Consider the following 23906-nt stretch of genomic DNA (forward strand, 5'->3'; position numbering starts at 1 on the left):
AAAGATGATAAAAAGAGTAGTAATTGTCGCATTGTTTTTAGGGTGCGGAATGGGTTTCGCCCAAGATTTAAAGTGCAAAAAATTTAAAACAGGAACATTTATTATTCCGGGAGATTCTATCGTGCCGCAATCGACACTTAAACGAAGTAAGGCCGTTCAGGTTGAATCTATTTCAGCTAAAGAATCAATGACTTTAGATATTGAATGGATTGACGACTGTAATTATGTTTTAAAACTTAGTAAATCCACGCCAGAAGAAGATATTTCAGAAATCGAAAAAATGATTGATGCAGAGGGCGGACTCCGAATTCAAATGCTAAGAACAGTAAAAGATACCATGTATTTTAGAGCAAAAGCGACTATAAAAGGTGTTGAGTATCCTGTAAATGGCTACCAGATTAAAGTGAGTAAAGATTTTTAGAACCTGTTCCTTATCAACCGAGCATAAAGATGCTTTGGTCTATTAGTCTAAAAATTTAATGGATTTAAGGACGTTTAGACCTTCTTCAACGGTAATAGTATAGCAGTATAATGCAATGTCGTAGTATTTCTTTTTGTCTTCACGATAAATAACAGCATTGAGGATATACTCTTTATATTCTTTGTCATAGCATACCGAATAATAGCTTTTATAACCATCTAAAAAAGTACCACCTTTAGATTTTAATTCTAATTCCATATCAAGACAACCTTGGCTCGAAGAGTATTCTAAATCTTTATACCTTCTAGAAAGTTCTGAAGATTTTATGATTTCCATGTTTATTCCAACATCATCATTGCCAGCGTCATAATCGGTTTCATCTTCGTCACCTTCACTGTCTACTAATGTTTTTGTAACAAAGGTTAGGTGGCCATCTTTCCAGATGTTTGTTTGTTGTGCCTGGATAGCAAGCTGAAATGAAAACAATACGAGTAAGCTAAGTAATGCGTTTTTGATGGTCATCATAATTGGTTTTATTTAAATAAAATTAAGTTAATTTTCGGTTTCAACAACCACTTTTTTATCTTTTTTGTAAATCGGTATGAGGTAAGACAAGGTGTATCCAAATCCAATACCAAAACGACCACTGTCATAGGTTCTGTTAAATCCAGGAATGTATAAATTCTCAAAACCAACAGGTTGGTCTTGAGTGATATTACTTTTGAGTTGCATGTTAATACCTGCGTAGAAGTTTGTAAACAATTCGGCTTTTAATCCAACAACTAATTCAACCCATAGCGCTGTGAGTCCGTTAAATTCATCACCAGTATTTTCAGTAAAAGGCGCATTCCAGTATTGATCGGTATTGTAAATAGTAATGCTGTTTTCGGTTTGACTAAAACTGCTAATACCAACTCTAAATCCGGTATAAATCATGTTTTGCATATCTAGCCAATTGGTATAGGTATTGTAATCTATTCCAGCTTTAAAATAGTTGCCTTTTGCTGTAACGTCAAGAAATTCATTAGCAATTCGACGTTCTTCGGTTCCTAATTCTCCTGCGATATATAACTTTTTTGTGAGTCGGTAATCACCATTAATCTCAAAACCAGTATAATCGTCATCGACGGCAGAACGTACTAATTTCCCAATATCACCACCAATTCTCAATCCGTATTTTTGTTTGTATACTAAAGTGTCTGATGTGGTTTCTTCAGTTTCAGTTTGGGATTGCGATGCTAAGGGAAACAGCATCACAACGATCAAACTAATGATAAATAATGATGTGTGCTGCGTTTTCATTCTCAATGGTTTCGTTTAAAATTTCAGTATTTACAATCCAGTTATCAGAATCTATATCTTGTGTAATACCTCCAGGGTTTCTTAAGTTAAAAATACTTTTATAGCCACAAGCTCTAGATACATAAATAAACTCTGGTGTATAAGTGATTTCAATAAAATCAATATTTGAATCATTACTATCGTCTGAATTATCAGCAAAGTCGGCATCTTTTTCTAACTGAAAACGGGTGATAGTTTCTACATTTTCATTTGCAAAACGCAAGGGTAAAACAATAGAATCTGTGTTGGTTCTACTAAGAATGGTTCCCATAGACTCGCCATCGTCATCTAAGCCGTCAATCTCTAATTGGCGCACTTGTTTGGTTTCGTCTTGATTATTAATATCGTAAAACCTGATGATTAAATGCGGTGTGGTAGGTGTGTCTTCTGAACAGATATCGTCACGTTCACAGCTCCAAGCAATAATAGCAACTAATGCTGAAAGACTAAGTAGAATTATAATTCGTTTCAAGGTCAATATTTTAATTATCGTTTTTCTAAAAGCACAACATTTTCAACATGATGCGTTTGCGGAAACATATCCACAGCTTGAGTTTTTACAATTTTATAGAGGTCTTTCAATAAGGCCAAATCCCGAGCTTGTGTTGCGCTGTTACAACTTACATAAACTATTCGTTTTGGAGCAATATTTAGTATTTGATTAACAACGTCTTTATGCATACCATCTCTTGGTGGATCGGTAATAATCACATCAGGATGCCCATTTTGAGCAATAAAAGCATCATTAAACACATTTTTCATATCGCCAACATAAAAGTCAACGTTTTCTATACCATTTAATTGTGCATTTTCTTTAGCAGCACTAATGGCGTCTGGGACAGCTTCAACACCAACGACGTGCTTAGCTTGTTTAGCAACAAACTGCGCAATGGTTCCTGTTCCTGTATATAAATCGTAAACAAGTTCTTCACCTTTAAGTCCTGCAAAATCACGTGTGATTTTATAAAGTTCGTAGGCTTGACTCGAATTGGTTTGATAAAAGGACTTAGCGTTAATTTTAAACTGTAAGCCTTCCATTTCTTCAAAAATATGATCTTCACCTTTGTAACAAATGACCTCTTGGTCGTAAATCGTGTCGTTTGCTTTGCTGTTTATAACATATTGTAAGGAGGTAATCTGCGGAAATGTATTTGCTATAAAATCGAGTAATAACTCTCGTTTTTCTTTGTCTTCTTTAAAAAACTGAATAACAATCATAATGGCTCCTGTGGATGACGTTCGAACCATCATTGTACGAAGAAAACCCGTTTGATTTCGCGTATTAAAAAACTCTAAATTATTGTCAATTGAAAATGATCTTACAGCATTTCTAATGGCATTAGAAGGATCTTCTTGAAGCCAGCAGGTATTGATGTTAAGGATTTTGTCCCACATACCTGGGATATGAAAACCTAAGGCATTTCTGTCGCCTAAATCCTTGTCGGATTCTATTTCTTCCTGAGTTAACCATCGGCTATCACTAAAAGAAAACTCCATTTTGTTACGATAAAAATATGGTGCTTCGGAACCAAGAATAGGAGTAACATCTGGCAGTTCTAAATGACCAATACGCACTAAATTATTAGTGACTTCTTTCTGTTTGTATTCTAACTGAAACTCATAGGCCATATCCTGCCATTTGCAGCCACCACAAACACCAAAGTGTTCACATTTAGGTGTGGTGCGTTTTTCAGATAATGTATGGAATTTAATGGCCTTTCCTTCAAAATAGGCCTTACGCTTTTTAAAGGTTTGCACATCTACCACATCACCAGGAACAGCATTTGGAAGAAATATAACGCGACCATCTGGAGCCTTGGCAATAGTTTTGCCTTTTGCACCTGCATCAATCACTTCAACGTTTTCAAACACCAGTCTTTTATTTTTTCGTCTTGCCATGATGCAAAAATAATAATCGATAGATATAAAATATGCGGAATTAGAATTATATTTAAAAAACTTTTAAAAATTATTAAACCTTTTACGATTTTAAATGTCTTAGTAAAATTAGAAGTGTAATAGTGAATTATGAAAGTGAAAAATAGGCACAAGCGCATCATTCAAGAACCTATTGAAAATGTGTCTGAATTATTTAAAACTTTAGCGACACCGGAAGATAAGATATGGCCTAAAGATTATTGGCCTGGCATGTATTTTAAAGATGGGTTAAAAGTAGGGAATCAAGGAGGTCATGGAATAATTCGCTATACAGTTGAAGAATTTGAAGAAGGTCGTAGCGTTAAATTTAGATTCACCAAACCAGATGGTTTTGTTGGAACACATGAATTAAGCATATATCCAGTTTCTAAAAGAAGTACTAAAATCATACATGTCTTAAAAATGAAAACTAGTTTTAAGGCTAGTATTTTTTGGTTAGTAGCTTTGCGTTGGTTGCACAATGCATTAATTAAGGATGCTTTTGATAATGTAGAAAATTATTTCTCAATGGAGTCTGCCAACAAATCTAATTTAGTACCGAAACATACTTATAGTTTTTGGGTTCGGTTTTTACGCGACTTGTATAAACCAAAGAAAAGACTTCACGTTTAAAAAATATCTTCTAATAAATGATACTAATGGTTAACTAGTAAAAAGACACTTTCTTTTTTAAAACCATTACCTAGAAAAATTTCGAAAAAAGATTTTTAATCAGTAATTTGCAGGCTCTAGGGATGATTTCTCTCCCACGCTGCTTTTTCAGCTTCTCTGAAAGAATAAAGGTAATGAAGGAATGGTTATTTTAGATATCCATTTGTTTGGATATAAACTTTAAATTTTTTTAAAATGGCTGTTTTAGACCAATTAACTTCGCAACAAGCGATCGATTTAGAAAACAAGTATGGTGCACATAATTACCATCCTTTACCAGTAGTATTGAGTAGAGGAGAAGGTGTGTATGTTTGGGATGTTGAAGGAAAACAATATTATGATTTCCTTTCTGCTTACTCTGCTGTAAACCAAGGACATTGTCATCCGAAAATTGTCAATGCCATGACAACTCAAGCGCAAACATTGAGTTTGACATCCAGAGCATTTTATAATGATATGCTCGGAACCTATGAGAAATTTGCTTCAGAATATTTTGGTTTCGACAAAGTATTACCAATGAACACAGGTGCCGAAGCTGTTGAAACGGCTTTGAAACTCTGTCGTAAATGGGCTTACGAGGTTAAAGGTATTGATGAAAATAAAGCCGAAATTATCGTATGTGAGAATAATTTCCACGGAAGAACAACAACGATCATTTCGTTTAGTAATGACCCTATTGCTCGTAAAAACTTTGGTCCTTATACGGACGGGTTTATTAAAATAGAATACAATAATCTTCAAGCTTTAGAAAACGCCTTAGAAACCAATAGTAATGTTGCTGGATTTTTAGTGGAACCTATTCAGGGCGAAGCAGGTGTTTATGTACCTAGTGAAGGATACTTAGCTAAGGCAAAAGCTTTATGTGAAAAATATAACGTATTATTTATTGCAGACGAAGTACAGACAGGAATAGCGAGAACCGGAAAGTTATTAGCAGTAGATCATGAATCGGTAAAACCAGATGTTTTAATTCTAGGAAAGGCCTTATCAGGTGGTGCCTATCCTGTAAGTGCTGTATTGGCAAATGACCCTATCATGAATGTGATTAGACCAGGAAATCACGGTAGTACTTTTGGAGGTAATCCTATTGCGGCTGCTGTTGCAATGGCTGCCCTTGAAGTTGTTCGCGATGAAAAACTGGCAGAAAACGCAAATGAACTAGGTATATTGTTTAGAAGTGAATTAAATGCCTACATCGAAACCAGTTCTATTGTAAATCTTGTGAGAGGAAAAGGCTTGTTAAACGCCATTGTTATTAATGATGACGAAGATAGTGATACGGCTTGGAATATTTGTCTGGCTTTACGTGATAACGGACTTCTAGCGAAGCCAACCCATGGAAATATTATTCGCTTTGCGCCTCCGTTAGTAATGAACAAGGAACAATTGTTAGATTGTGTCTCTATCATTATTAAAACTTTAAAAACTTTCGAAGTTTAAGAACTTCATAATTGCACATAAAAAAAACCTCAATATGAACTATTGAGGTTTTTTGTTTTATATCTCTGTATTATTTATCCGTTAGCTTTCATTTCTTCTAAGCGTTCCATCATTAATTCTGGATCTCCAAAAACTTCCCATCCAATTTGAGAGAAAATCCAAACGATATAACATAAAAATAAGATGTTTAAGATAAGACCAATGATTGCCAATATTTTACCAGCTTTCATGTTTTGATAACCCGAATATTGTTCAGGGTTTTCTAAGTACGTCTTTTTAGCTTTTCCTGCTAATACAAGCGCTACGATTGCTAAAGGAATACCGATGATTCCGTAGCACCAACATAATACAATTGATATGATTCCGAAGACTAATATTAAGGTCGAATTAGGTAATTGTTGCTTTTCCATTTTAGAGTTTTAGTTAATAAAAAGTTTTTATAATAAAATTGCCAAGTATTAAAACAAGGTTAATAATAGCCAAAGTAATAATTATTTTGGAACTGTTTTTAAAATTCATAAAGTAATTTATAATCACAAATCCAATTAGAGCAATTAGTGTGTAAATTGCAGGATACATATAAAACGCGCCAATGAGGTCGCCTTGGAGAATAAGAGCTAAAGAGCGTTGCATACCACAACCCATACAATCTAAGCCAAAAAGCTTTTTGTTGAGACATGGTAGCATATAATCTTCTGGAGACATCATAAAATCATACTATAGTCTCACAAAAATAGTAAAAAATTAAAGCTTGCTTAGTTTTTAATAAGGACCTTTTTTGTAACCGTTACTGTGTCGTCAATACTAATCGAAGCTACATAAATTCCATCGCTTAGTGATTTGGTAGAATAGTTGTATTCGCTTTGATTTCCAATAGATGTTTCGTTGATGACTCGCTTACCAGAGACATCAAACAAAGCCATTGATTTGATATTTAAACCATTTGGATTTAAAATAGTGAGTTCGTGGTTTTTAGTGTTTTGAAATACAGTTAATGCATCATCTTCAACAATATTGGTTGTTAAGGTGTTTTGACGGAAAGTAATTTCAAAACGATTGGTATAGTGACCAGCTTCTAAAGTCAATTCGTAAGCTTGTTCTTGTAGATTGATATACAGCCCTGTTTGTTTATCGTGTAAATAAATAGGTTGATTATGTTCAAAATTTTGAACATCAAGAATGCTAAACCTGCTGAGTTGCTCATTTTCAATTTTTACAATTAATGGAATTTTTAAGTCTTCATCATAAGGTAAAGCTTGTATTAAATAAGGAGCATCGTTGACGGTCCAATGCGCATCAGACTCTAAATCTCCTCCGCCTTTAGCTTCAAAACCATAATCAAAACCTTCTGTTGTTGAATGGTGAAAATTCATTAAGAGTTGTCTTGTATAGGATTCAATACCATTATTGTCAAAGCCAATATTTATTCTGAAACGCTTTAAGTCATTAGGAACAACGCTGTAACCATCTTCAGTATATTGAACCGTATTAACAGCTTCAGCGGGATGAATGCTGTCAGAATTTGAAGCATTAGCATCTGTTCTGAAAAAATAACTATCTGTTCCAGATTCTCTGTAAAAAGCTCTTTGTGAATTTCTAAATGTGACTGTGCCGTTTGTATTGCCTTCAATCATAAACCCTTGTCCTATTGGGATATAGCGTCTTGCCGTTTTAACTCCTGTGCCCACTGGAGCTCCAGAAGCAGGAGTTCCATCTAGTAAATACATATAAAATGTAGCAGGAACAAATGATTCTACAATAGTATCGTCTGAAAGATCTGCCGGTGTACCATTATCGTTAGTCGTGGCATTTGTATAATGAGCATAACCACCAACATAATTAGATAAGACATGAGATGATGAGCCAGCATGTTGCTCCCAATATTTTAAAACTCCTGTAAAGTAAGGATTGTCAATAGGATCATATTCATCAGCAATTCCTGTGTTTAAAGGATCGTGTATAAAATAATAAGCGTCTAAAGCACTAGGATAAGGATTACCAACAAGTGTTTCTTGTCCGTTAAGAATGTTTGCAGTAATAGTACCATTGTGAGGCTTACCTCTAAAATCATATAGTTGCGCGCCACTAGGGTTACCTTTCATTGTAAAACCATACCCAGCGTCAACGGTTCCAGTTTCAAAAATAGCATCCCAATCACTATAAAGTGTTCCAGGATCATAAGTGTATAGCCAGAAACTAGAGATGACCAAAGGAGCCGAAGAGCCGTCATAAGCAGTAGTAAATGTAGCAGGATTACTCGTTATTGGAGCAGTGACCACATCATAGAAATTAGCATTTGCTCTAAAAGATCTATTGCCAGTTGTGTTAGTATCTGTATTTCCAACGGGAGAAGACCAATAATTATAAATATAAGTGTTAGCGGTTCCAGTTTGATAGACACTTAGCTTACCAAGGCCAGTGTTTCCTACATTATTACCTTGTACGAGTTGTGCGTCATCACGGAGGTATAAATTAGCTGTGCTTTCTTGTAAGTTGACGTCATCTGTTACGTACAGAACTTCATCAGTTACAAAAACATATGCATTTTGTCTAACAGTTAACTGAGCGAAGGAAAATGCAGTTGCTAAAAGGGTAATTATGAGGAAGGATGTGGTTTTCATATTGGATTAATTTTGGTTTGGGTAAACCTTAATTGGTTACTAAACCCTAGAAATAAAATTGGTTAATCAATATCATTATCATATTTAAATCTTTTTAAGTCAATTGATTAATAAATAAATATAAACAATAAGAAAAAAAGTTATGTTCATTTTTTATTTTTTATATGTATTTTCGATGAATCGTAAAATATTATCGTTAACATTCTATATATGTCAAGAAAAATCAGTTATATTTTAGTTCTAATTGGCGGAATTGTAGCTATTTACGCTCAAGCAGGAGAGGCGCAAAGCCCTTTTGTTTTGATTGGTGGAATTGCTATTTTAATGATAGGTATTTATAGTCTTTCACGCGGTATTCCTAGTAAAAACGATTCTGAAGACGACAATAGTCAAAATACTTTATAATGTCTTACAAAATAGGAGATAGGGTTTCGGTTTTAGATGAAGATATTTCAGGTCTGATTACTGAAATTTTCGACCAAAGAATTATTATAGAGACCGAAGACGGTTTTGCTATGGAATTTTCTGTTTCCGAAGTCATCCCAGAGAAACCGTTATCAACTCAACTTTTTGCTGATACAGATCTTACATCTGTTATTAATGAAAAAGAACATTCTCATAAGCCGAAATCTGTAAAAGTAAAGCCTAAAGAACGCAGTCTTCCTGCTATGGAAGTAGATTTGCATATTCACCAAATTACTACTTCTCGTAAGCATATGAGTAATTATGAGATGCTCAATCTACAATTAGATACGGCAAGACATAAACTTGAGTTTGCTATAAGAAAGCGTATTCAAAAAATTGTGTTTATTCATGGCGTTGGTGAAGGTGTTCTTAAAGCTGAACTGGAGTATCTTTTTGGACGTTATGATAATGTAAAGTATTATCCAGCCGATTACCAGAAATACGGGCTAGGTGCAACAGAGGTGTATGTATATCAAAATGTGAAGCCGTAATTACAACTCTGTAAGTGTTAGAGTTGGAACACTGTATGTTCCTAAAAATATTTCATCAACACTAAGAATGTCAATATTTGCATTTAAAATAGTGACTTGCACTTCTACATTTCTTGAAAATTCGGTAACAATAAACGCATCTTGAATGTATTCATCGGTAGCATTGTCATCTAAGTAGCGAGGTGTGGTATTGACGCCATTGGACTCATCAAAATCATCCAGAGGCGATAAATCACCATCTTCATCTTCATTTCGAGTTAAAACACCGTCGTCATCGTCGTCATTGTCTAAATAATCTGGAGTACCATCACCATCTGTGTCTTGAGCATTTTCTAAACCGTCAGTGTCATCATAATTGGGATTTTCAGCTGAAGTTAAAATGTTATCATTATCATCATCTTCGTCTACATAATCTGGCAAGCCGTCGCCATCGGTATCAATAGCATCTGGGTAAGAGCCGTCTTCAGCTTGTGCGCCTCTGCCTTCAAATTCTGAAGGAATCCCATCATTATCATCGTCTTCATAAGTCGATACAAATCTTGCAATAGCACCAGATTCGGCTTCATAATCATTGGTAATAGTTGTTCCAGGAATTGGGATATCTTGACAAATTAGATTTTCAGCTACACCATCGTAAGTTCTGTAATTAAAGGTAACTGTGGTGCCATTTATAGTTAAATCAAAAGGGTCACCAGTATTATTATCCGGATTGAAATACACACGTGTACTCACATTTACAGGAAATAACAAGGTTAGTGATTCGCTAGGATCTGTTCTTGTGTCGTACAAAACATAATTGTCGCTCTCATCGTCTCCACAGCGTTCCAGTTCTTGGTCAAATTCTAATTCGACCTCAAAAACGTCACCATCATCACAAGAGAAGGTTAAAATACTGAGTAGGCATATGTAAAGAAAATATCGCATCATCATAGATTTTAAACAAAAATAAAAGAATTGATTGTTTAATTTGACCCTTTAACAAATAATTTTGACAAGAGATAGATGCAGTTTTATAAACCCTAATAATGTTGCATCTTTGTACTTTATTTTAATTGGTTATGAAGACTGTTTATTTTGATAATGCTGCAACGACACCTATGCGAGAAGAGGTGGTTAATCGCATGGCTGAAGTGATGAAATTAAATTTTGGAAATCCTTCATCAACACATAGTTATGGACGTCAATCTAAATCTTTAATTGAGTCTTCTAGAAAACGGATAGCATCACATTTTAACGTTTCTGCTTCCGAAATTGTTTTTACATCTGGAGGCACAGAAGCCGATAATTTAATTCTAAGAAGTGCCGTAAAGGATTTGGGTGTTTCTGAAATTATCACTTCAAGAATTGAACATCATGCCATCTTACATACTTTAGATCAGCTGATCAAAGATTTTGATATTTCGGTCCGCTATGTCAATATCAATAGCGACGGTGATGTCGATTTAAAGCATTTAGAAAGTCTGCTTCAAAGTAACACAAGGCAGCTCGTAAGTTTAATGCATATCAATAATGAAATTGGTAATATTTTAGATTTAAAATATGTGGCCGACTTATGTAAAGCGCATCAAGCTCTGTTTCATAGCGATACGGTTCAGTCTGTGGGGCATTATCAGCTTGATTTGCAGCAAATTCCTATTGATTTTATAGTGGCTAGTGCTCATAAGTTTCATGGACCTAAAGGTGTTGGTTTTGCGTTTTTAAGAAAGAATAGCGGATTAAGAGCTTCTATTTTTGGAGGCGAGCAGGAGCGTGGTTTACGAGCAGGAACAGAATCTATACATAATATTATTGGCTTAGATGAAGCTCTCAACTTAGCTTATAAAGATCTGGAGACTGAGCGCACATATATTCAGGATTTGAAAGCTTATTTTGTTGCACAATTAAAGGCTGTTTCTTCAAAAATACAATTCAATGGCCAGTCGGGAAATCCAGATCATAGCACGTATACATTAATGAATGTTTGTTTGCCTATGGCGCCAGATAAAGCGGGATTGTTGCAATTTCAATTGGATTTAAAAGGAATTGCTTGTTCTAGAGGAAGTGCTTGTCAAAGCGGAAGTTCTCAGAACTCTCATGTATTAACCGAAATTTTAGACACTGAAGACTTAAACCGACCATCAATTCGTTTTTCGTTTAGCGCCTTTAATACAAAAGACGAAGTGGATTATGTGGTTGAAGTTTTGAAAGAATTTATCTAAGTATCAAAACGGGTTTGCTAAAACACAACACCGCTTTTTAGTGAGCTGTACGACTTCCTAATTCTTTAACAATATCGATTACTGAATCGGCGCCAGACTCTCCCAAAAGTGAGATATAATTACCATTTTTTGTATTAATAACAACAAAGCTATTGCAAGGGTAACTGTGTTTGAAAAATAGTTTTTCAATCATTTGATTAGCGTCTAATTGCCAATCAATACCTTTTGCTCTATGAAAATCTAATGAGGCATCATACTTATGAACCCAGTAGGTTTTATGGTTATACTTTTTTAAGGCTCTTTTTATGAGTCTTATATTATAGATATTATTTCTTATACCGTTATAATCCATATTTCCATTATTACAGCCATCTCTTCCGGGATGGTATGAAATTGTGATTAATTTTTCGTTAGAGCCCTTAGTATCTGCATTTATATTGCTCAAAAGTTCTTTGAGTTTAGAATCTGTTAAACGTCCGTAGTTTTTCCTTTTAACTAATTTCTTAATATGACAGGTGTCGTTTTTAAAGGTCACCGAAAAATAGCGTTCATTAATAGGTTTATCAACTGATGATTTTTCAAGAAACACACGCTTTTCAATGATATAACCATTGACATCGGCATAGTAAGTGGGTTTAATTGATTGACCTAAACTCGAAAGGCATGTCAGTAAAAAAATAAGTGATACAAAAGACTTCATATTAGAATCGTGTTGATAGTCTCACATTAAAAACGCGAGGTGTTAAAAAGTTTGGAATTGCAAATTGACGTTTGCTATATACATCACGCACCCAAGTGTTTGTGATAGTATTTTGAGCATTAAACATATTAAAAATTTCAATACCTATCGATAGCTCTTTAAATTTTTGCTTCCATTTGGATGTATAGGTTTTGTTGGCATCTACAAGTACATAAGAGATCCCTAAATCTGCACGTCGGTAATCACGTAATCTGGTTTGAAAATCGTAAGGATCGGCATAACTTGGCGAACCTCCTGGAACTCCTGTATTGTAGACTAAATTTAAATACATTTTTAAATCAGGAATATTTGGTACATAATCCTGGAATAGAATTCCAAACTTTAAGCGTTGATCGGTAGGCCTTGCTATAAATCCGCGATCATCAATATTCTCTTCAGTTTTTAAATATCCAAAGCTAAACCAACTTTCGGTTCCGGGAACAAACTCTCCGTTGAGTCGTAAATCGAGTCCGTAGGCATAAGCTTTAGCATTGTTTTTAGCTCTGTAACGTATTCTGACGTTTTCTAAGGTATACGGATTAACATCACTGAGATTCTTATAGTATGCTTCGGAAACAAGCTTAAAAGGGCGATTCCACATTTCGAAACTGTATTCATTTCCTAAGACAATATGAAACGATTTTTGAGCTTTAACATCAGGTTGAACAACCCCTGAAGAATCGCGTAATTCACGATAAAAAGGCGGCTGGTAATAGACGCCTCCGGCAATACGGAATAACATATCTTTTTCCCAATTTGGTTTTATAGCGAATTGAGCTCTGGGGCTAAACACTACCTGGCTGGAGTTTGAAACACCATTCTGATTGGGAACCTCGCTATTAACAGTCCAGCTATGCGCTCTAACACCTGCATTATAAAACACTTCGTGTTCACCTAACATGCTGCGTTTGCTCCATTGTACATAGGCTTGAAGTCTGTCAATGGTAACTGCGTTTGTCGCTCTCACATTTTGAAATGCTACTAAAGGACCTTCAAAGGGTTCATAAGGTTGATTATTTGGAATATCAAAAATAGGAGGTCTTACCGAAAAACCTGCGCTATCAATAACTTCCCATTCTACTAACCGGTCTCTTATATCTTCATGAGTGTATTTTAGCGACCATTCTAAAGTGCTTTCTTCATCGATTTTATAATCTCCTTTATGCTCAACGTTAACAATTACGGCATCTAAGTCATTTCTCGCATGTGTTAGCTGTGAACCAATACCTTCAGAAAATTCAACTTCTCCCAGATTTTCATCGCCTATATTACTGTTCACTTCTCCTAGTCTGTACTGTGCTAAAATGTCAAAATATTCTTCTTCAGTAGTATGGTAAGCCGAAGCAATCAACTTTAAGGTTAAATCGTCAGAAGCAAAATAATTGGCTTTAAAAGCGCCAAGAGTTGTTAGGTACTCATCTTTTTCTTGTCCGTCATAAAACACCAAAAGCGCCACAGGTTCGTCAATGGTTCCAAAATTGGTTTGTCTATTTTTCGGTCTGAACGTGTATTTATTAAGCGAGACATTTCCGAGGAAATTTAAATGAAATTTATCCGAAAACTTATACGTTAAATAGGTTTGAGCATCAGCAAAAACAGGTCTTACATTGGTTTCGGTTTCTAAAGAATTAATAAGCAGGCTATTATCTCTGTAGCGCAGGCCAACGATTCCTGAAAACTTAGAATCTTTACTAGCCGTTTCTACAGCAACGCTTCCACCAAGTAAACTAGCATCAGCTCTCACGCCAAAACGTGTTGGATTACGATAGGTGATGTCTAAAACAGAAGACAGTTTATCACCATATTTAGCTTGAAATCCGCCCGCAGAAAAATCGACATTTTGAACCAAATCGGTATTGACAAAGCTAAGCCCTTCTTGTTGCCCTGAACGAATTAAAAAGGGACGATAGACTTCAATTTCGTTGACATACACTAAGTTTTCATCAAAATTACCACCACGAACTGAATATTGCGTGCTTAATTCGTTGGATACGTTGACGCCTGGTAATGTTTTTAAAATATTTTCAACACCAGGTTGTGCTCCTTTAATAGTTCTTAAAACTTCGGGAGTAATTGTTGTTACACCATCAACTGATTGTCTTGTATTGGTATTGATGACCACCACACCAATTTGTTCGACATCAACTTTCATTACAGGGTTGAACTCTATTGTTTGACCGCTTTTTAAATTAAATGTTTGCGTTACCGATTGATGAGATAGGTGCGTAAATATCACAGTAACATTAGTGTTTGCAGGGATTTTTAATTCATAAAATCCGTTTTCATTAGTGCTTGTTCCGTTATCGCCAGCCTTAATGTTAACACCTGAGATGGGTTGTTTTGCATCATCTAGTATAACACCTTTAATGGTTCCTGTTTGTGAGATTCCGAAGAAAGAAAAGCCGATTAAGGCAATGAGTAGTGTGATGTTTAGCTTCAAAAGGTCAATTTTTATTTTCTAAAAAAGGTTGCTTCAAATGTAGTACTATTTCCAACATTATCAGTAACAATTATTTTAAGATTGTTTTCAGTATCAGAAATAACAGCATCATCAAAATCATAGGTCAAGGTGTCTTTTTTGTAATCATACTCCATTAAAATCCATTGTCCGTTGATGGTTGCCCTATAATTGCTAATCCCAGAAAGATCGTCATCAATTTTCACTTTGAGGTGGTTTAATTTGCTCAGCCATTTTCCATCTTGAAAATTCACAGGTGTGATGGTCGGGCTCACAGTATCACTTGTTAAAGCAAAGGTTCCCAGCGATTTTGTTCTTGCCGATAGCTTGTTACCAATCCGTTTGGTGCTTATATAACTCGGTTTTTGGTAATAACCGTATAGCGAAGCGATAAATAATTTACTTTTATCATCATCACTATAGTTGGTGATATCGTAATTAATAGTATAATATTTTTGTAGCGGAATAATATCTTTATGAAGTTTTAAGGTGTCGTTTCTAACGTTGAAATCGATATAGAAGTCTTCATAAAAGGTGTTTTTTGGAAAGTTGACCGTCACGTTTTCCTTTTCCAGTTCGGTGACCTGGTCGGCATAAATATAATCGATAGGCTTAAGTTCGGGAGCTTCTAAAATTTCTTTAGCAGGTTTTCCTTTTATCGGGATAGAAAGCCAAGATTCATTTCCCGAAAAATCTCTTAATCTCACTTTGTAAACAGTGCTTGTGCTGTCTTCAACTTTGATATAACCGTTAGCATCAACATCTTTTAACATGCTTAAGGTGTTTCCAGGCTGCACAAACAATTTCTGAACTCTTGACTTTTTTTCTTTAAATATTTCAAAATCGATATAGCGATTGATGTGTTTAGATTCGTCAAAGCTGAAACGTTTAAAATCCATTTCAAAACTTTTATTACCATTATAAAAGGCTTGAATATTACTCAATCCGTTTTTGTTATTCGCTAAATCCTGCTGATCGTAGCTAACAATTCCAAAGCCAATAGCGCCTAAAGCCTCAACAGGTTCGGTGCTGTAATCACCATTTTTATGCGGAATTAGACGTAATTCTGTTCTGGTTTTTATATCATTAATATGGGAGTTCCTGTCTTTAGGATAAGCGTAAACACCTAAGAGAAAAGGGCGTTTGGTGTCTTTAATATCGATACCAAAGAGCATCGGATTTATAGGGCGTTCTTCGTTATCGCGAATTTCAAAATGCAAATGTGGACCACCTGAACTTCCAGAGTTTCCTGAAAAAGCCACAATTTCATCAGCAGTTACAGGAAGTTCATCGGGTGTTGGAAAGACCTCTACTTCGTAACTTTCCTTATCGTACTGACAATTTTTAATATAAGCCTCAATTTTTGGTGAATATTTACTCAAATGTGCATAGACGCTTACATAGCCGTTTGGGTGTGTAATATATAATGCTTTTCCGTAGCCATAATGAGAGACTTTAATACGACTCACATAGCCTTCGGCAACGGTATAAACATTTAAACCTGTTCGTTGTTGCGTTTTAATGTCTAATCCAGAATGAAAATGATTGGAGCGGAGTTCGGCAAATGAACCCGAAAGAATAAGTGTGATATCAAGAGGATTTCTAAAATAATCTTGCGGATAAGGAGATTGGCTAAAACCAAATTGAAAGCTAAAAATAAATACGATAAGATATTTCATAAGAGGGTATATTACGTTAAACTTCTTCAACGTAAAAATATTGTTTTTAATTTAATATAGAAAATAGTCTATATGTAATTTTGCTATTTAAAGAGTCAATATCCTTAAAAAAGTAAAAATAACAAACAAAAATTTAGAAAAAGACTAAGATTTTATTTTATAAATAGTTTAGTAAGAGTGATTATGCTTAGAGAACTGTTCTTATTTTAAAAATAATAGCAAAACTATTGTTATTTTTCGGTGAGTATGTTAACTTTGTTACATCAGTATTGAATTTTGTAAATGAGTAAAATTGAAGATGTTGTAGATTCTTTAGAGAATAAAATCAGTAAAGTTTTGCATAGACTTGAAGTTTTAAAGCAAACGAATGCTAAGATTTCTCAAGAATTAGCAATACAACAGCAGAAAAACATTCAGCAGCAAGAAGAGATAAGTTCTTGGGTTGAAAAATATGAATCGCTCAAAGTTGCAAATTCACTACTGGGCAGTGACGAGAATAACAGAGAAACTAAGCTCAAAATAAATACATTAATTAGAGACATTGATCATTGTATTGCGCAATTATCTGAATAATGTAAATTAGATGATATGGCCGAACAGCTTAAAATAAAGCTATCTATAGCTAACAGAGTATATCCTTTAACGATTGCACCAAGTCAGGAAGAAGGATTACGTAAAGCAGCTAAGAAAATAGAAGCCATGATTAGTCAGTTTGAGCAAAACTATTCTGTGAGAGATAAGCAAGATGTATTAGCCATGTGTGCGTTACAATTTGCATCTCAAGTAGAACAGAAAACAATAGATAAAGCCAGTGTTAGCAAAGAAGTAGAGGAGAAGCTCAATGCTTTAGATCAATTGCTTCAAGAGCACATAAGCGCATAACGTTCTTTTAAATAAACAATAGGTTACTGCCTACATTAGTTATTATTTTTTGATAAACTCAACGTTAATTCTTTAAAAAGGGTGAGTTTAAGTTGTAAAACCGTGCTACTAGTACAGATGTATTTCTGTATTCAGGTAGATTTTTGATCAGCTTGTTAGCCCTAAACTTGTATTTAAGGAGTTTATACAGAATCCAAAACTGATGTAGGCTTTTTTTATACAATAAAACTAACTAAACATGGACACGAACACAATTTTAATGATTGTTGGAGGCCTCGTACTGGGAATAGTACTTGGATATATTATAGCAAAAGCATTAGAGAAAAACAATGCATCAAAGCTTATTAAAGAAGCAAAAAATGAATCAGATTCAATTATAAAGCAGGCGAAAAGCGAAGGCGAATCTATTAAAAAAGATAAGATCCTTCAAGCTAAAGAAAAATTTATAGAACTCAAGGCTGAACACGAAAAAGTCATTTTGTCTCGAGACAAAAAAATGGCGGAAGCCGAAAAGCGTACACGTGATAAAGAATCACAAATCTCTAGCGAATTAGCTAAAACTAAAAAGGCAAATCAATCCTTAGAAGACAAAATAAAGGATTATGATTTCCGATTAGAATTTTTAGAAAAGAAAAAAGACGAAGTCGAAAAAGCGCATAAAAGTCAAATCAAACAACTGGAGGTAATCTCAGGATTATCTGCTGAAGACGCCAAATCGCAATTGGTTGAATCTCTAAAAGGTGAGGCAAAAACCGATGCAATGAGCTATATTCAAGATACCTTAGAAGAAGCGAAATTAACAGCGCAGCAAGAGGCGAAAAAAGTGATTATTAATACCATTCAGCGTATTGGTACCGAAGAAGCTATCGATAATTGTGTGTCTGTTTTTAATATCGAATCTGATGATGTTAAAGGGCGAATTATTGGTCGTGAAGGACGTAATATTCGTGCCATTGAAGCAGCAACAGGTGTTGAGATTATTGTTGATGATACACCCGAAGCGATTATTTTATCCTGCTTTGATTCGGTAAGACGTGAAATTGCACGTTTATCACTTCACAAATTAGTAACCGATGGAAGAATCCATCCAGCACGTATTGAAGAAATCGTTAAAAAGACACAAAAGCAAATCGAACAGGAAATCGTCGAAGTTGGTAAACGAACAGTCATCGATTTAGGAATCCACGGATTGCATCCCGAGTTGATCAAATTAGTAGGACGTATGAAATACCGTTCGTCTTACGGACAAAATTTACTGCAACACTCCCGTGAAGTGGCAAAACTTTGTGGTGTGATGGCAGCCGAGTTAGGTTTAAATCCGAAACTAGCTAAACGAGCTGGTTTGTTACATGATATTGGAAAAGTACCATCATCTGAAGCGGATATGGAAACGCCACACGCGATCTTAGGAATGCAATGGGCAGAAAAACACGGTGAAAAACCTGAGGTTTGTAATGCTATTGGTGCCCACCACGATGAAATAGAAATGACCACTTTACTCTCGCCAATTATTCAGGTGTGTGATGCTATTTCTGGTGCAAGACCAGGCGCAAGACGTCAAGTTTTAGATTCATATATCCAACGTCTTAAAGATTTAGAAGAAGTTGCCTTTGGGTTTAATGGTGTCAATAAAGCTTATGCGATTCAAGCCGGACGAGAATTACGTGTGATGGTCGAAAGTGAAAAAGTTTCCGATGAACAAGCTGCCAACTTATCGTTTGAAATTTCTCAAAAAATCCAAACCGATATGACTTATCCTGGTCAGGTTAAAGTGACTGTGATTAGAGAAACCCGAGCGGTGAATATTGCGAAATAAATGAAGTAAACATTAAAATTTAAAGCACTCTATTTAGAGTGCTTTTTGTTTTTTAAAACTAAGTATAAATGTTGTGCCTTCATTAAGTTTGCTTTCAACATTGATACTACCGCCAATAGCTTCAATTTGCGTTTTGGTGATGTATAGGCCTATACCTCTGGAATCTTTTCGGTCTGTGCCATGAAAGGTTTGATACATCTCAAATAACTGATTTTTGAATTTTTGAGTATCGATTCCAATTCCGTTATCAGATACTAAAATTTTAAGTTCATTTTTAGTATGTATAGATTGTAAAATGACCTTAGAATGTCGTTCTTCAGATTTGTATTTAATACCATTTGAAATTAAATTATGAAGTATGCTCTCTAAATAAGATCTATTGGCTACCAGAAAATCATCTTGACGAATCGAATTATAGATAGCAACTTCATTGTTTGCAATTTCAATTTCAAGACTATTGATTACTTTTTCTGCACAATTAAAAAGATGAACTCTTTCGTTTAACTCGTTGGTTTCAGACTTTGATTTGATGTTGATAATGTCGTCTAAATCGATTATGGTAGATGTTAAGGTTTCAGAAATGGTGTTAAGGTGCTCTATAAGCTCTGCTTTTTCACTTTCAGAATCAGCCTCCTCATAAAACTCGAGTATGTTTTTGAAATTACCAATATGAGTTTTTAAATTATGAGACACAATATGTGTGAAATTATGAAGTCTTTTATTCTGACTGGTAATGAGCTGAAGGTGTTTTTCAGATTGCTCATCTTGTTTTTTTCTGTAGGTAATATCGGTATGAGTACCAATGATGCGCTTAGGCTTTCCTTTGGCATCTCGTTCCACAATTTTTCCTTTGTCTAGAATCCATTTATAGGTTCCATCATTACATAAAACGCGGTGTTCGTTTCTGTAAACTTCGAGCAGACCATTGATATGGGCATTGAAATCTTTAAAATAACGTTCCAAATCTTCCGGATGCACTCTTTTATTCCATTCTATTGGCGAGTTGGAAAGCTCATGATCGTTGTAACCAAGTATGTGTTTGGATTCTTTGGAATAAAATACCACATCTTTTTCGACATTATAATCCCATTGACCAACTTCTGAATTCTCTAAAGCAATTTTCCATTTAAGCTGATCCAGCTGATTTTCATTTTCTTGATTGTTGGATGTGCCTGACTTTAAGCTTTTAATTTTTTTCCACAGCATATTCATAGTGACATTTATGAATTAGACCCTTTGTATTTGAATCTGTCACTTAAATCTTACAAAAAAAACAGATTATTTTCTGGGATGATGTTTTAAAAGGACGTCTTTAAGGTGTGAACGATCTAAATGCATGTATATTTCGGTAGTGGTTATGCTTTCATGACCTAGCATTAATTGAATCGCTCTTAAGTCGGCACCATTTTCTAAAAGATGAGTCGCAAACGAATGTCTAAATGTATGAGGTGAAATGACTTTATTGAGGTTGATGGCTTTAGCAAGATTTTTTATAATGGTAAAAATCATAGCTCTTGTCAATTGTTTACCACGATGATTTAAAAAAAGAGTGTCTTTATATTCGGACTGAATATTGATTTTAGCACGTTCGCTCTTCCAGATATTTATATACTTCTGAGTGTTGGGACCAATAGGAACAAAGCGCTGCTTATCGCCTTTACCTGTGACTTTTATAAAGCCTTCATCAAAAAACAAATCAGATAGTTTTAAGTTAATGAGTTCACTCACCCGCAATCCGCAACTATATAAGGTTTCTAAAATAGCTCGGTTGCGTTCGCCTATACATATATTATTATAGGTTTTACTTAAATCTATAGCTAAAATAAGTGTGTCGATTTCATCAATAGAAAGGGTGTCTGGAAGTTTTCGTCCAATTTTTGGAGATTCAATATGATCTAGCGGATTGGTCGTTCGGTAATCTTCAAAAACGAGATAGGCAAAAAAACTACGCAACCCAGAGATAAGGCGCGACTGCGATCTAGCGTTTAGTTGTTTTGAAGTTGTATATATAAAAGACTGAACAGTGTCATAATCAATTTGAACTGGTGAAACGTTTATCGAATTGATTTCTAGATAATTGATTAGCTTTTCAATATCTAATTGATAGTTTATGATAGAGTTTTCTGATAAGCCTCGTTCAATTTTGAGATAATATTTATAATCGTTTAATGCATTAAGCCATTTCATATGTTTAAATTATACCCTTAATTATAGTTGAATAGGCTAAAAATACTATAAATATTTGGCTTAAAACCAAGCATTTACATACGACAAATGTCGTATTTTTATAAAAATTGTTAATAACTTTTGTTTTTAATACATTGAAAATCAATTGATTAATTTTTAATGTGTATAAAATTGTTAATAAGATGTAAAAAAATGTTCATTATCTAAAAAAAAAGTATTTAGTTTGTATCAATCAATTTTAAAACTTTTATTATGAAAAAATTAATGTTATTAGCTGCAGTTGCAGTTTTTGGATTAACAAGCGTAAATGCACAAGATGATGACAGTAATGCATTGTCTGAAGGAAGTATCGTTATTGAAGCGAACACAGGTTCTTGGACTACAGGTAGTACAGCAATCTCTTTAACATCCATTGATGGAGAAACACAATGGTCTGCAGGTGGTGAAGTAGGATATTTCATCAAAGACAACTTAGCGATTAAAGCTGGTTTAGGATACTCAGATTTAGGAGAAGACTTTTCAGTATTTAGTTACAAAGTAGGAGCTAAGTACTATATTGGTGGTGAATTTCCAGTGGGAGTTGATTATACAGGATCTAGCATTAAAGATGCTGAAGAGAATCCTTCTTACGTAGGTGTTGAAGGTGGTTACGCATGGTTTCCTGCATCAAATGTTAGCATCGAGCCTAAGTTACGTTACAATGTCTCAATGAACGATGAGTTTTATGAAAGCGCATTTCAATTCTTAGTTGGATTTGCAATTCATTTCTAAAATCACAAAAATAGTTTAAAAAAGGAAACCTTTATGGTTTCCTTTTTTTATGCAATAAATCGTTGAAACGTTAAATATTACCGATTAAAAGCATAAATATATGTTATTTTTCTTGTTTGATTAAAAAAATAGGTCTATGTTTGCCGACCAATTATTAAAAATATAAACCCAATTTTTAAACTTAATTATTATGAAAAAAGTATTACTTATGGCTGCAGTAGCAGTATTCGGATTTACAAACGTAAATGCACAAGATGAAAACACAACAGGTGGTTTTACTAAAGGAGATGTATATGTTTCAGGAACAGTTGGATTTGATAGCCAGTCTCAAGATGAAGCAAAAAATAACAACCTTAACTTTTCACCTTCAGTTGGTTATTTTGTATCAGAAAACATTGCATTAGAATTTAACTTATTATTTGGTTCTCAAAAGCAAGAAGTTGGAGATTTTGAACAAAAACAATCTCAATTTGGTGCTGGATTAGGTGCAACGTATTTCTTTACACCAGGTAGCCAGTTTTCATTTACTGTTGGTGCTGGAGTTGCTTATGTAAGCTCTAAAGAAGAAGAAGATGGTGTTGATGATGATTTTAAAGTGAATAGCTTCGGAATCGCAGTTTCTCCAGGTGTAAACTACTTTGTTTCAGATTGTTTTGCTTTAAGAGCATCAATTGGAGCATTATCTTACACAAGCTCTAAAGCTGATTTTGATGGAGCTGAAGCGCTTAACACTTTTGGTTTAAACTTAGATTTATCTGATATCAACTTTGGTATCACTTACAAGTTCTAAGCCTCACAAAATAGTTATAAGAACCGAAGCTCACGCTTCGGTTTTTTTATGCCCAAATTTTAATATATTTACTCTATGAAGAAATTTATCATTATTAATGGTCCCAATATTAATTTGCTTGGCAAACGTGAAACGTCAATCTACGGAACGGAAACATTTTCAGATTTTTACGATACACTGGTCAATAAGTTTCAAAATATAACGTTAGAACATTATCAATCTAATATCGAAGGCGAATTGATAGATAAGATTCAGGAGGTTGGCTATTCTTATGATGGAATCATTCTTAATGCTGCCGCTTATACGCATACGTCTGTAGGAATAGGCGATGCCGTTAAAGCTATTGAAACGCCTGTTGTTGAAGTCCATATTTCTAATACGTTTTCAAGAGAAGCGTTTAGACATCAATCTTACATTTCTCCTAATGCCAAAGGTGTCATTTTGGGTTTTGGCTTACAAAGCTACGTATTGGCTTTGCAAAGTTTTTTGGATGAGATCTAACAAACGCGTTCAAAATATTACAACTATGAAATCTTTCGTATTGTTTTTAATAGGTTTGGTTTTTAGCTTTAGCTCTAAAGCTCAAACGGCTACGGATTTTGGTGTGAAAGGCGGACTCAATCTCACGTTTTTTAAAGTTACTGAAGCTAATTTTGGTCCGCGTGTTCAAACTGAAACTGGTTATTACGGAGGCATTTTTGTAGACTTTCATGTTAATGATTCCTTTTCGTTTCAACCTGAAATACTCTACATTGGCTTAGGCGAATTTAAATTTTTAAATGCACCTTTATATGCCAAATATGAAATGGCTCATAATCTGGACATCCTTTTAGGACCTAGTCTTAATTATTTCTTCGATTTTTTTACCAATAAATTTAAGATTCGAGGTGATGTAAGTTCCGCATACCATATCACTGAAGCTTTAGATGTGCATATAAAATACACGCTTGGCTTTCAGGAAATTTCTCCTAACGGACTCTTCTTCGGAATTGGATATAGGCTATAAAAAAAATGCGAC

The 23906-nt window shown here is 34.6% G+C and carries 26 protein-coding genes and 1 other RNA gene; 14 read left to right on the forward strand and 13 right to left on the reverse strand.

Annotated features, from left to right (window positions below):
• Window positions 1–4: 4 nt before the first annotated feature.
• Entirely contained in the window at window positions 5–421 is a 417-nt protein-coding gene (locus N4270_RS07580; protein WP_260096422.1) for a hypothetical protein, read from the forward strand.
• Between the two features lie 42 nt (window positions 422–463).
• Here the strand turns inward: N4270_RS07580 and N4270_RS07585 are convergent, their stop codons facing one another.
• Genes N4270_RS07585 through rlmD form a run of 4 tightly spaced genes read right to left on the reverse strand, consistent with a single transcriptional unit; the run spans window position 464 to window position 3661 of the window.
• Window positions 464–946 carry a hypothetical protein gene (locus N4270_RS07585; protein WP_260096423.1) on the reverse strand — a complete coding sequence of 161 codons (483 nt, stop codon included), beginning with the start codon at window positions 944–946 and terminating at the stop codon, window positions 464–466.
• 27 nt (window positions 947–973) lie between these two features.
• Window positions 974–1723 carry a DUF6048 family protein gene (locus N4270_RS07590; protein ID WP_260096424.1) on the reverse strand — a complete coding sequence of 250 codons (750 nt, stop codon included), beginning with the start codon at window positions 1721–1723 and terminating at the stop codon, window positions 974–976.
• The gene (locus tag N4270_RS07595) at window positions 1689–2234 is read right to left on the reverse strand and encodes a DUF6452 family protein (protein ID WP_260096425.1); all 546 of its coding nucleotides are present in this window, start codon (window positions 2232–2234) and stop codon (window positions 1689–1691) included. The genes N4270_RS07590 and N4270_RS07595 overlap by 35 nt, the downstream gene beginning before the upstream one ends.
• A gap of 14 nt (window positions 2235–2248) precedes the next feature.
• The gene (gene rlmD, locus N4270_RS07600) at window positions 2249–3661 is read right to left on the reverse strand and encodes a 23S rRNA (uracil(1939)-C(5))-methyltransferase RlmD (protein ID WP_260096426.1); all 1413 of its coding nucleotides are present in this window, start codon (window positions 3659–3661) and stop codon (window positions 2249–2251) included.
• A 129-nt stretch (window positions 3662–3790) separates the two neighbouring features.
• Between rlmD and N4270_RS07605 the strand changes: the two genes are divergently transcribed.
• A complete protein-coding gene (locus tag N4270_RS07605; RefSeq protein WP_260096427.1) occupies window positions 3791–4312 on the forward strand; it encodes a hypothetical protein in 522 nt (173 codons plus the stop codon).
• A gap of 234 nt (window positions 4313–4546) precedes the next feature.
• Window positions 4547–5791 carry an ornithine--oxo-acid transaminase gene (rocD, locus tag N4270_RS07610; RefSeq protein ID WP_260096428.1) on the forward strand — a complete coding sequence of 415 codons (1245 nt, stop codon included), beginning with the start codon at window positions 4547–4549 and terminating at the stop codon, window positions 5789–5791.
• Between the two features lie 74 nt (window positions 5792–5865).
• Here rocD and N4270_RS07615 read toward each other — a convergent pair whose 3' ends face one another.
• From N4270_RS07615 to N4270_RS07625, 3 genes are read right to left on the reverse strand one after another with little or no spacing between them, the layout of a single operon-like run.
• Window positions 5866–6201: a CCC motif membrane protein gene (locus tag N4270_RS07615; RefSeq protein ID WP_260096429.1), complete on the reverse strand. Its 336-nt coding sequence runs from the start codon at window positions 6199–6201 to the stop codon at window positions 5866–5868.
• A gap of 13 nt (window positions 6202–6214) precedes the next feature.
• Window positions 6215–6499 (reverse strand): DUF2752 domain-containing protein, encoded by a 285-nt coding sequence (locus tag N4270_RS07620; RefSeq protein WP_260096430.1) that lies wholly within the window; start codon window positions 6497–6499, stop codon window positions 6215–6217.
• A gap of 47 nt (window positions 6500–6546) precedes the next feature.
• Complete coding sequence (locus tag N4270_RS07625) at window positions 6547–8412, reverse strand: T9SS type A sorting domain-containing protein (RefSeq protein ID WP_260096431.1); 1866 nt, start codon at window positions 8410–8412, stop codon at window positions 6547–6549.
• A 210-nt stretch (window positions 8413–8622) separates the two neighbouring features.
• Here N4270_RS07625 and N4270_RS07630 point away from each other — a divergent pair, with 210 nt between their 5' ends.
• Complete coding sequence (locus tag N4270_RS07630) at window positions 8623–8817, forward strand: hypothetical protein (RefSeq protein ID WP_260096432.1); 195 nt, start codon at window positions 8623–8625, stop codon at window positions 8815–8817.
• Window positions 8817–9368 carry a Smr/MutS family protein gene (locus N4270_RS07635; RefSeq protein ID WP_260096433.1) on the forward strand — a complete coding sequence of 184 codons (552 nt, stop codon included), beginning with the start codon at window positions 8817–8819 and terminating at the stop codon, window positions 9366–9368. Before N4270_RS07630 ends, N4270_RS07635 begins: the two co-directional genes overlap by 1 nt.
• Here N4270_RS07635 and N4270_RS07640 read toward each other — a convergent pair whose 3' ends face one another.
• Window positions 9369–10292, reverse strand: coding sequence for a hypothetical protein (locus N4270_RS07640; RefSeq protein ID WP_260096434.1), 924 nt, complete (start codon window positions 10290–10292; stop codon window positions 9369–9371). It lies immediately after the preceding gene.
• A gap of 134 nt (window positions 10293–10426) precedes the next feature.
• Between N4270_RS07640 and N4270_RS07645 the strand changes: the two genes are divergently transcribed.
• On the forward strand, window positions 10427–11566 hold the full coding sequence (locus N4270_RS07645) for a cysteine desulfurase family protein (protein WP_260096435.1): 1140 nt from the start codon (window positions 10427–10429) through the stop codon (window positions 11564–11566).
• A gap of 37 nt (window positions 11567–11603) precedes the next feature.
• Here N4270_RS07645 and N4270_RS07650 read toward each other — a convergent pair whose 3' ends face one another.
• From N4270_RS07650 to N4270_RS07660, 3 genes are read right to left on the reverse strand one after another with little or no spacing between them, the layout of a single operon-like run.
• The gene (locus N4270_RS07650) at window positions 11604–12266 is read right to left on the reverse strand and encodes a hypothetical protein (RefSeq protein WP_260096436.1); all 663 of its coding nucleotides are present in this window, start codon (window positions 12264–12266) and stop codon (window positions 11604–11606) included.
• 1 nt (window position 12267) lies between these two features.
• Window positions 12268–14745, reverse strand: coding sequence for a TonB-dependent receptor (locus N4270_RS07655; protein ID WP_260096437.1), 2478 nt, complete (start codon window positions 14743–14745; stop codon window positions 12268–12270).
• An 11-nt stretch (window positions 14746–14756) separates the two neighbouring features.
• Window positions 14757–16442 (reverse strand): M23 family metallopeptidase, encoded by a 1686-nt coding sequence (locus N4270_RS07660; protein WP_260096438.1) that lies wholly within the window; start codon window positions 16440–16442, stop codon window positions 14757–14759.
• 282 nt (window positions 16443–16724) lie between these two features.
• On the opposite strand from N4270_RS07660, the gene N4270_RS07665 reads away from it, so the two are divergent.
• From N4270_RS07665 to rny, 4 genes are all read left to right on the forward strand, one after another.
• A complete protein-coding gene (locus N4270_RS07665) occupies window positions 16725–17015 on the forward strand; it encodes a hypothetical protein (RefSeq protein WP_260096439.1) in 291 nt (96 codons plus the stop codon).
• Window positions 17016–17030: 15 nt separating this feature from the next.
• On the forward strand, window positions 17031–17324 hold the full coding sequence (locus N4270_RS07670; protein ID WP_260096440.1) for a cell division protein ZapA: 294 nt from the start codon (window positions 17031–17033) through the stop codon (window positions 17322–17324).
• Window positions 17325–17380: 56 nt separating this feature from the next.
• Window positions 17381–17508: non-coding RNA, 6S RNA (gene ssrS / locus N4270_RS07675), on the forward strand.
• Between the two features lie 54 nt (window positions 17509–17562).
• Complete coding sequence (rny, locus tag N4270_RS07680; RefSeq protein WP_260096441.1) at window positions 17563–19140, forward strand: ribonuclease Y; 1578 nt, start codon at window positions 17563–17565, stop codon at window positions 19138–19140.
• 33 nt (window positions 19141–19173) lie between these two features.
• On the opposite strand, the gene N4270_RS07685 is transcribed toward rny, so the two are convergent.
• Together N4270_RS07685 and xerA are read right to left on the reverse strand one after the other, a co-directional pair.
• On the reverse strand, window positions 19174–20346 hold the full coding sequence (locus tag N4270_RS07685; RefSeq protein ID WP_260096442.1) for a PAS domain-containing sensor histidine kinase: 1173 nt from the start codon (window positions 20344–20346) through the stop codon (window positions 19174–19176).
• A 72-nt stretch (window positions 20347–20418) separates the two neighbouring features.
• On the reverse strand, window positions 20419–21327 hold the full coding sequence (xerA, locus tag N4270_RS07690; protein WP_260096443.1) for a site-specific tyrosine recombinase/integron integrase: 909 nt from the start codon (window positions 21325–21327) through the stop codon (window positions 20419–20421).
• A gap of 252 nt (window positions 21328–21579) precedes the next feature.
• Between xerA and N4270_RS07695 the strand changes: the two genes are divergently transcribed.
• The 4 genes from N4270_RS07695 (at window position 21580) to N4270_RS07710 (ending at window position 23894) form a co-directional block, all read left to right on the forward strand.
• Window positions 21580–22098 (forward strand): hypothetical protein, encoded by a 519-nt coding sequence (locus tag N4270_RS07695; RefSeq protein ID WP_260096444.1) that lies wholly within the window; start codon window positions 21580–21582, stop codon window positions 22096–22098.
• A 190-nt stretch (window positions 22099–22288) separates the two neighbouring features.
• On the forward strand, window positions 22289–22888 hold the full coding sequence (locus N4270_RS07700; RefSeq protein WP_260096445.1) for a porin family protein: 600 nt from the start codon (window positions 22289–22291) through the stop codon (window positions 22886–22888).
• Between the two features lie 75 nt (window positions 22889–22963).
• Window positions 22964–23389, forward strand: coding sequence for a type II 3-dehydroquinate dehydratase (aroQ, locus tag N4270_RS07705; protein WP_260096446.1), 426 nt, complete (start codon window positions 22964–22966; stop codon window positions 23387–23389).
• A gap of 25 nt (window positions 23390–23414) precedes the next feature.
• Complete coding sequence (locus N4270_RS07710; protein ID WP_260096447.1) at window positions 23415–23894, forward strand: hypothetical protein; 480 nt, start codon at window positions 23415–23417, stop codon at window positions 23892–23894.
• The last annotated feature ends 12 nt before the right edge of the window (window positions 23895–23906 follow it).

Source organism: Psychroserpens sp. SPM9 (assembly GCF_025153525.1).
GTDB lineage: Bacteria > Bacteroidota > Bacteroidia > Flavobacteriales > Flavobacteriaceae > Psychroserpens.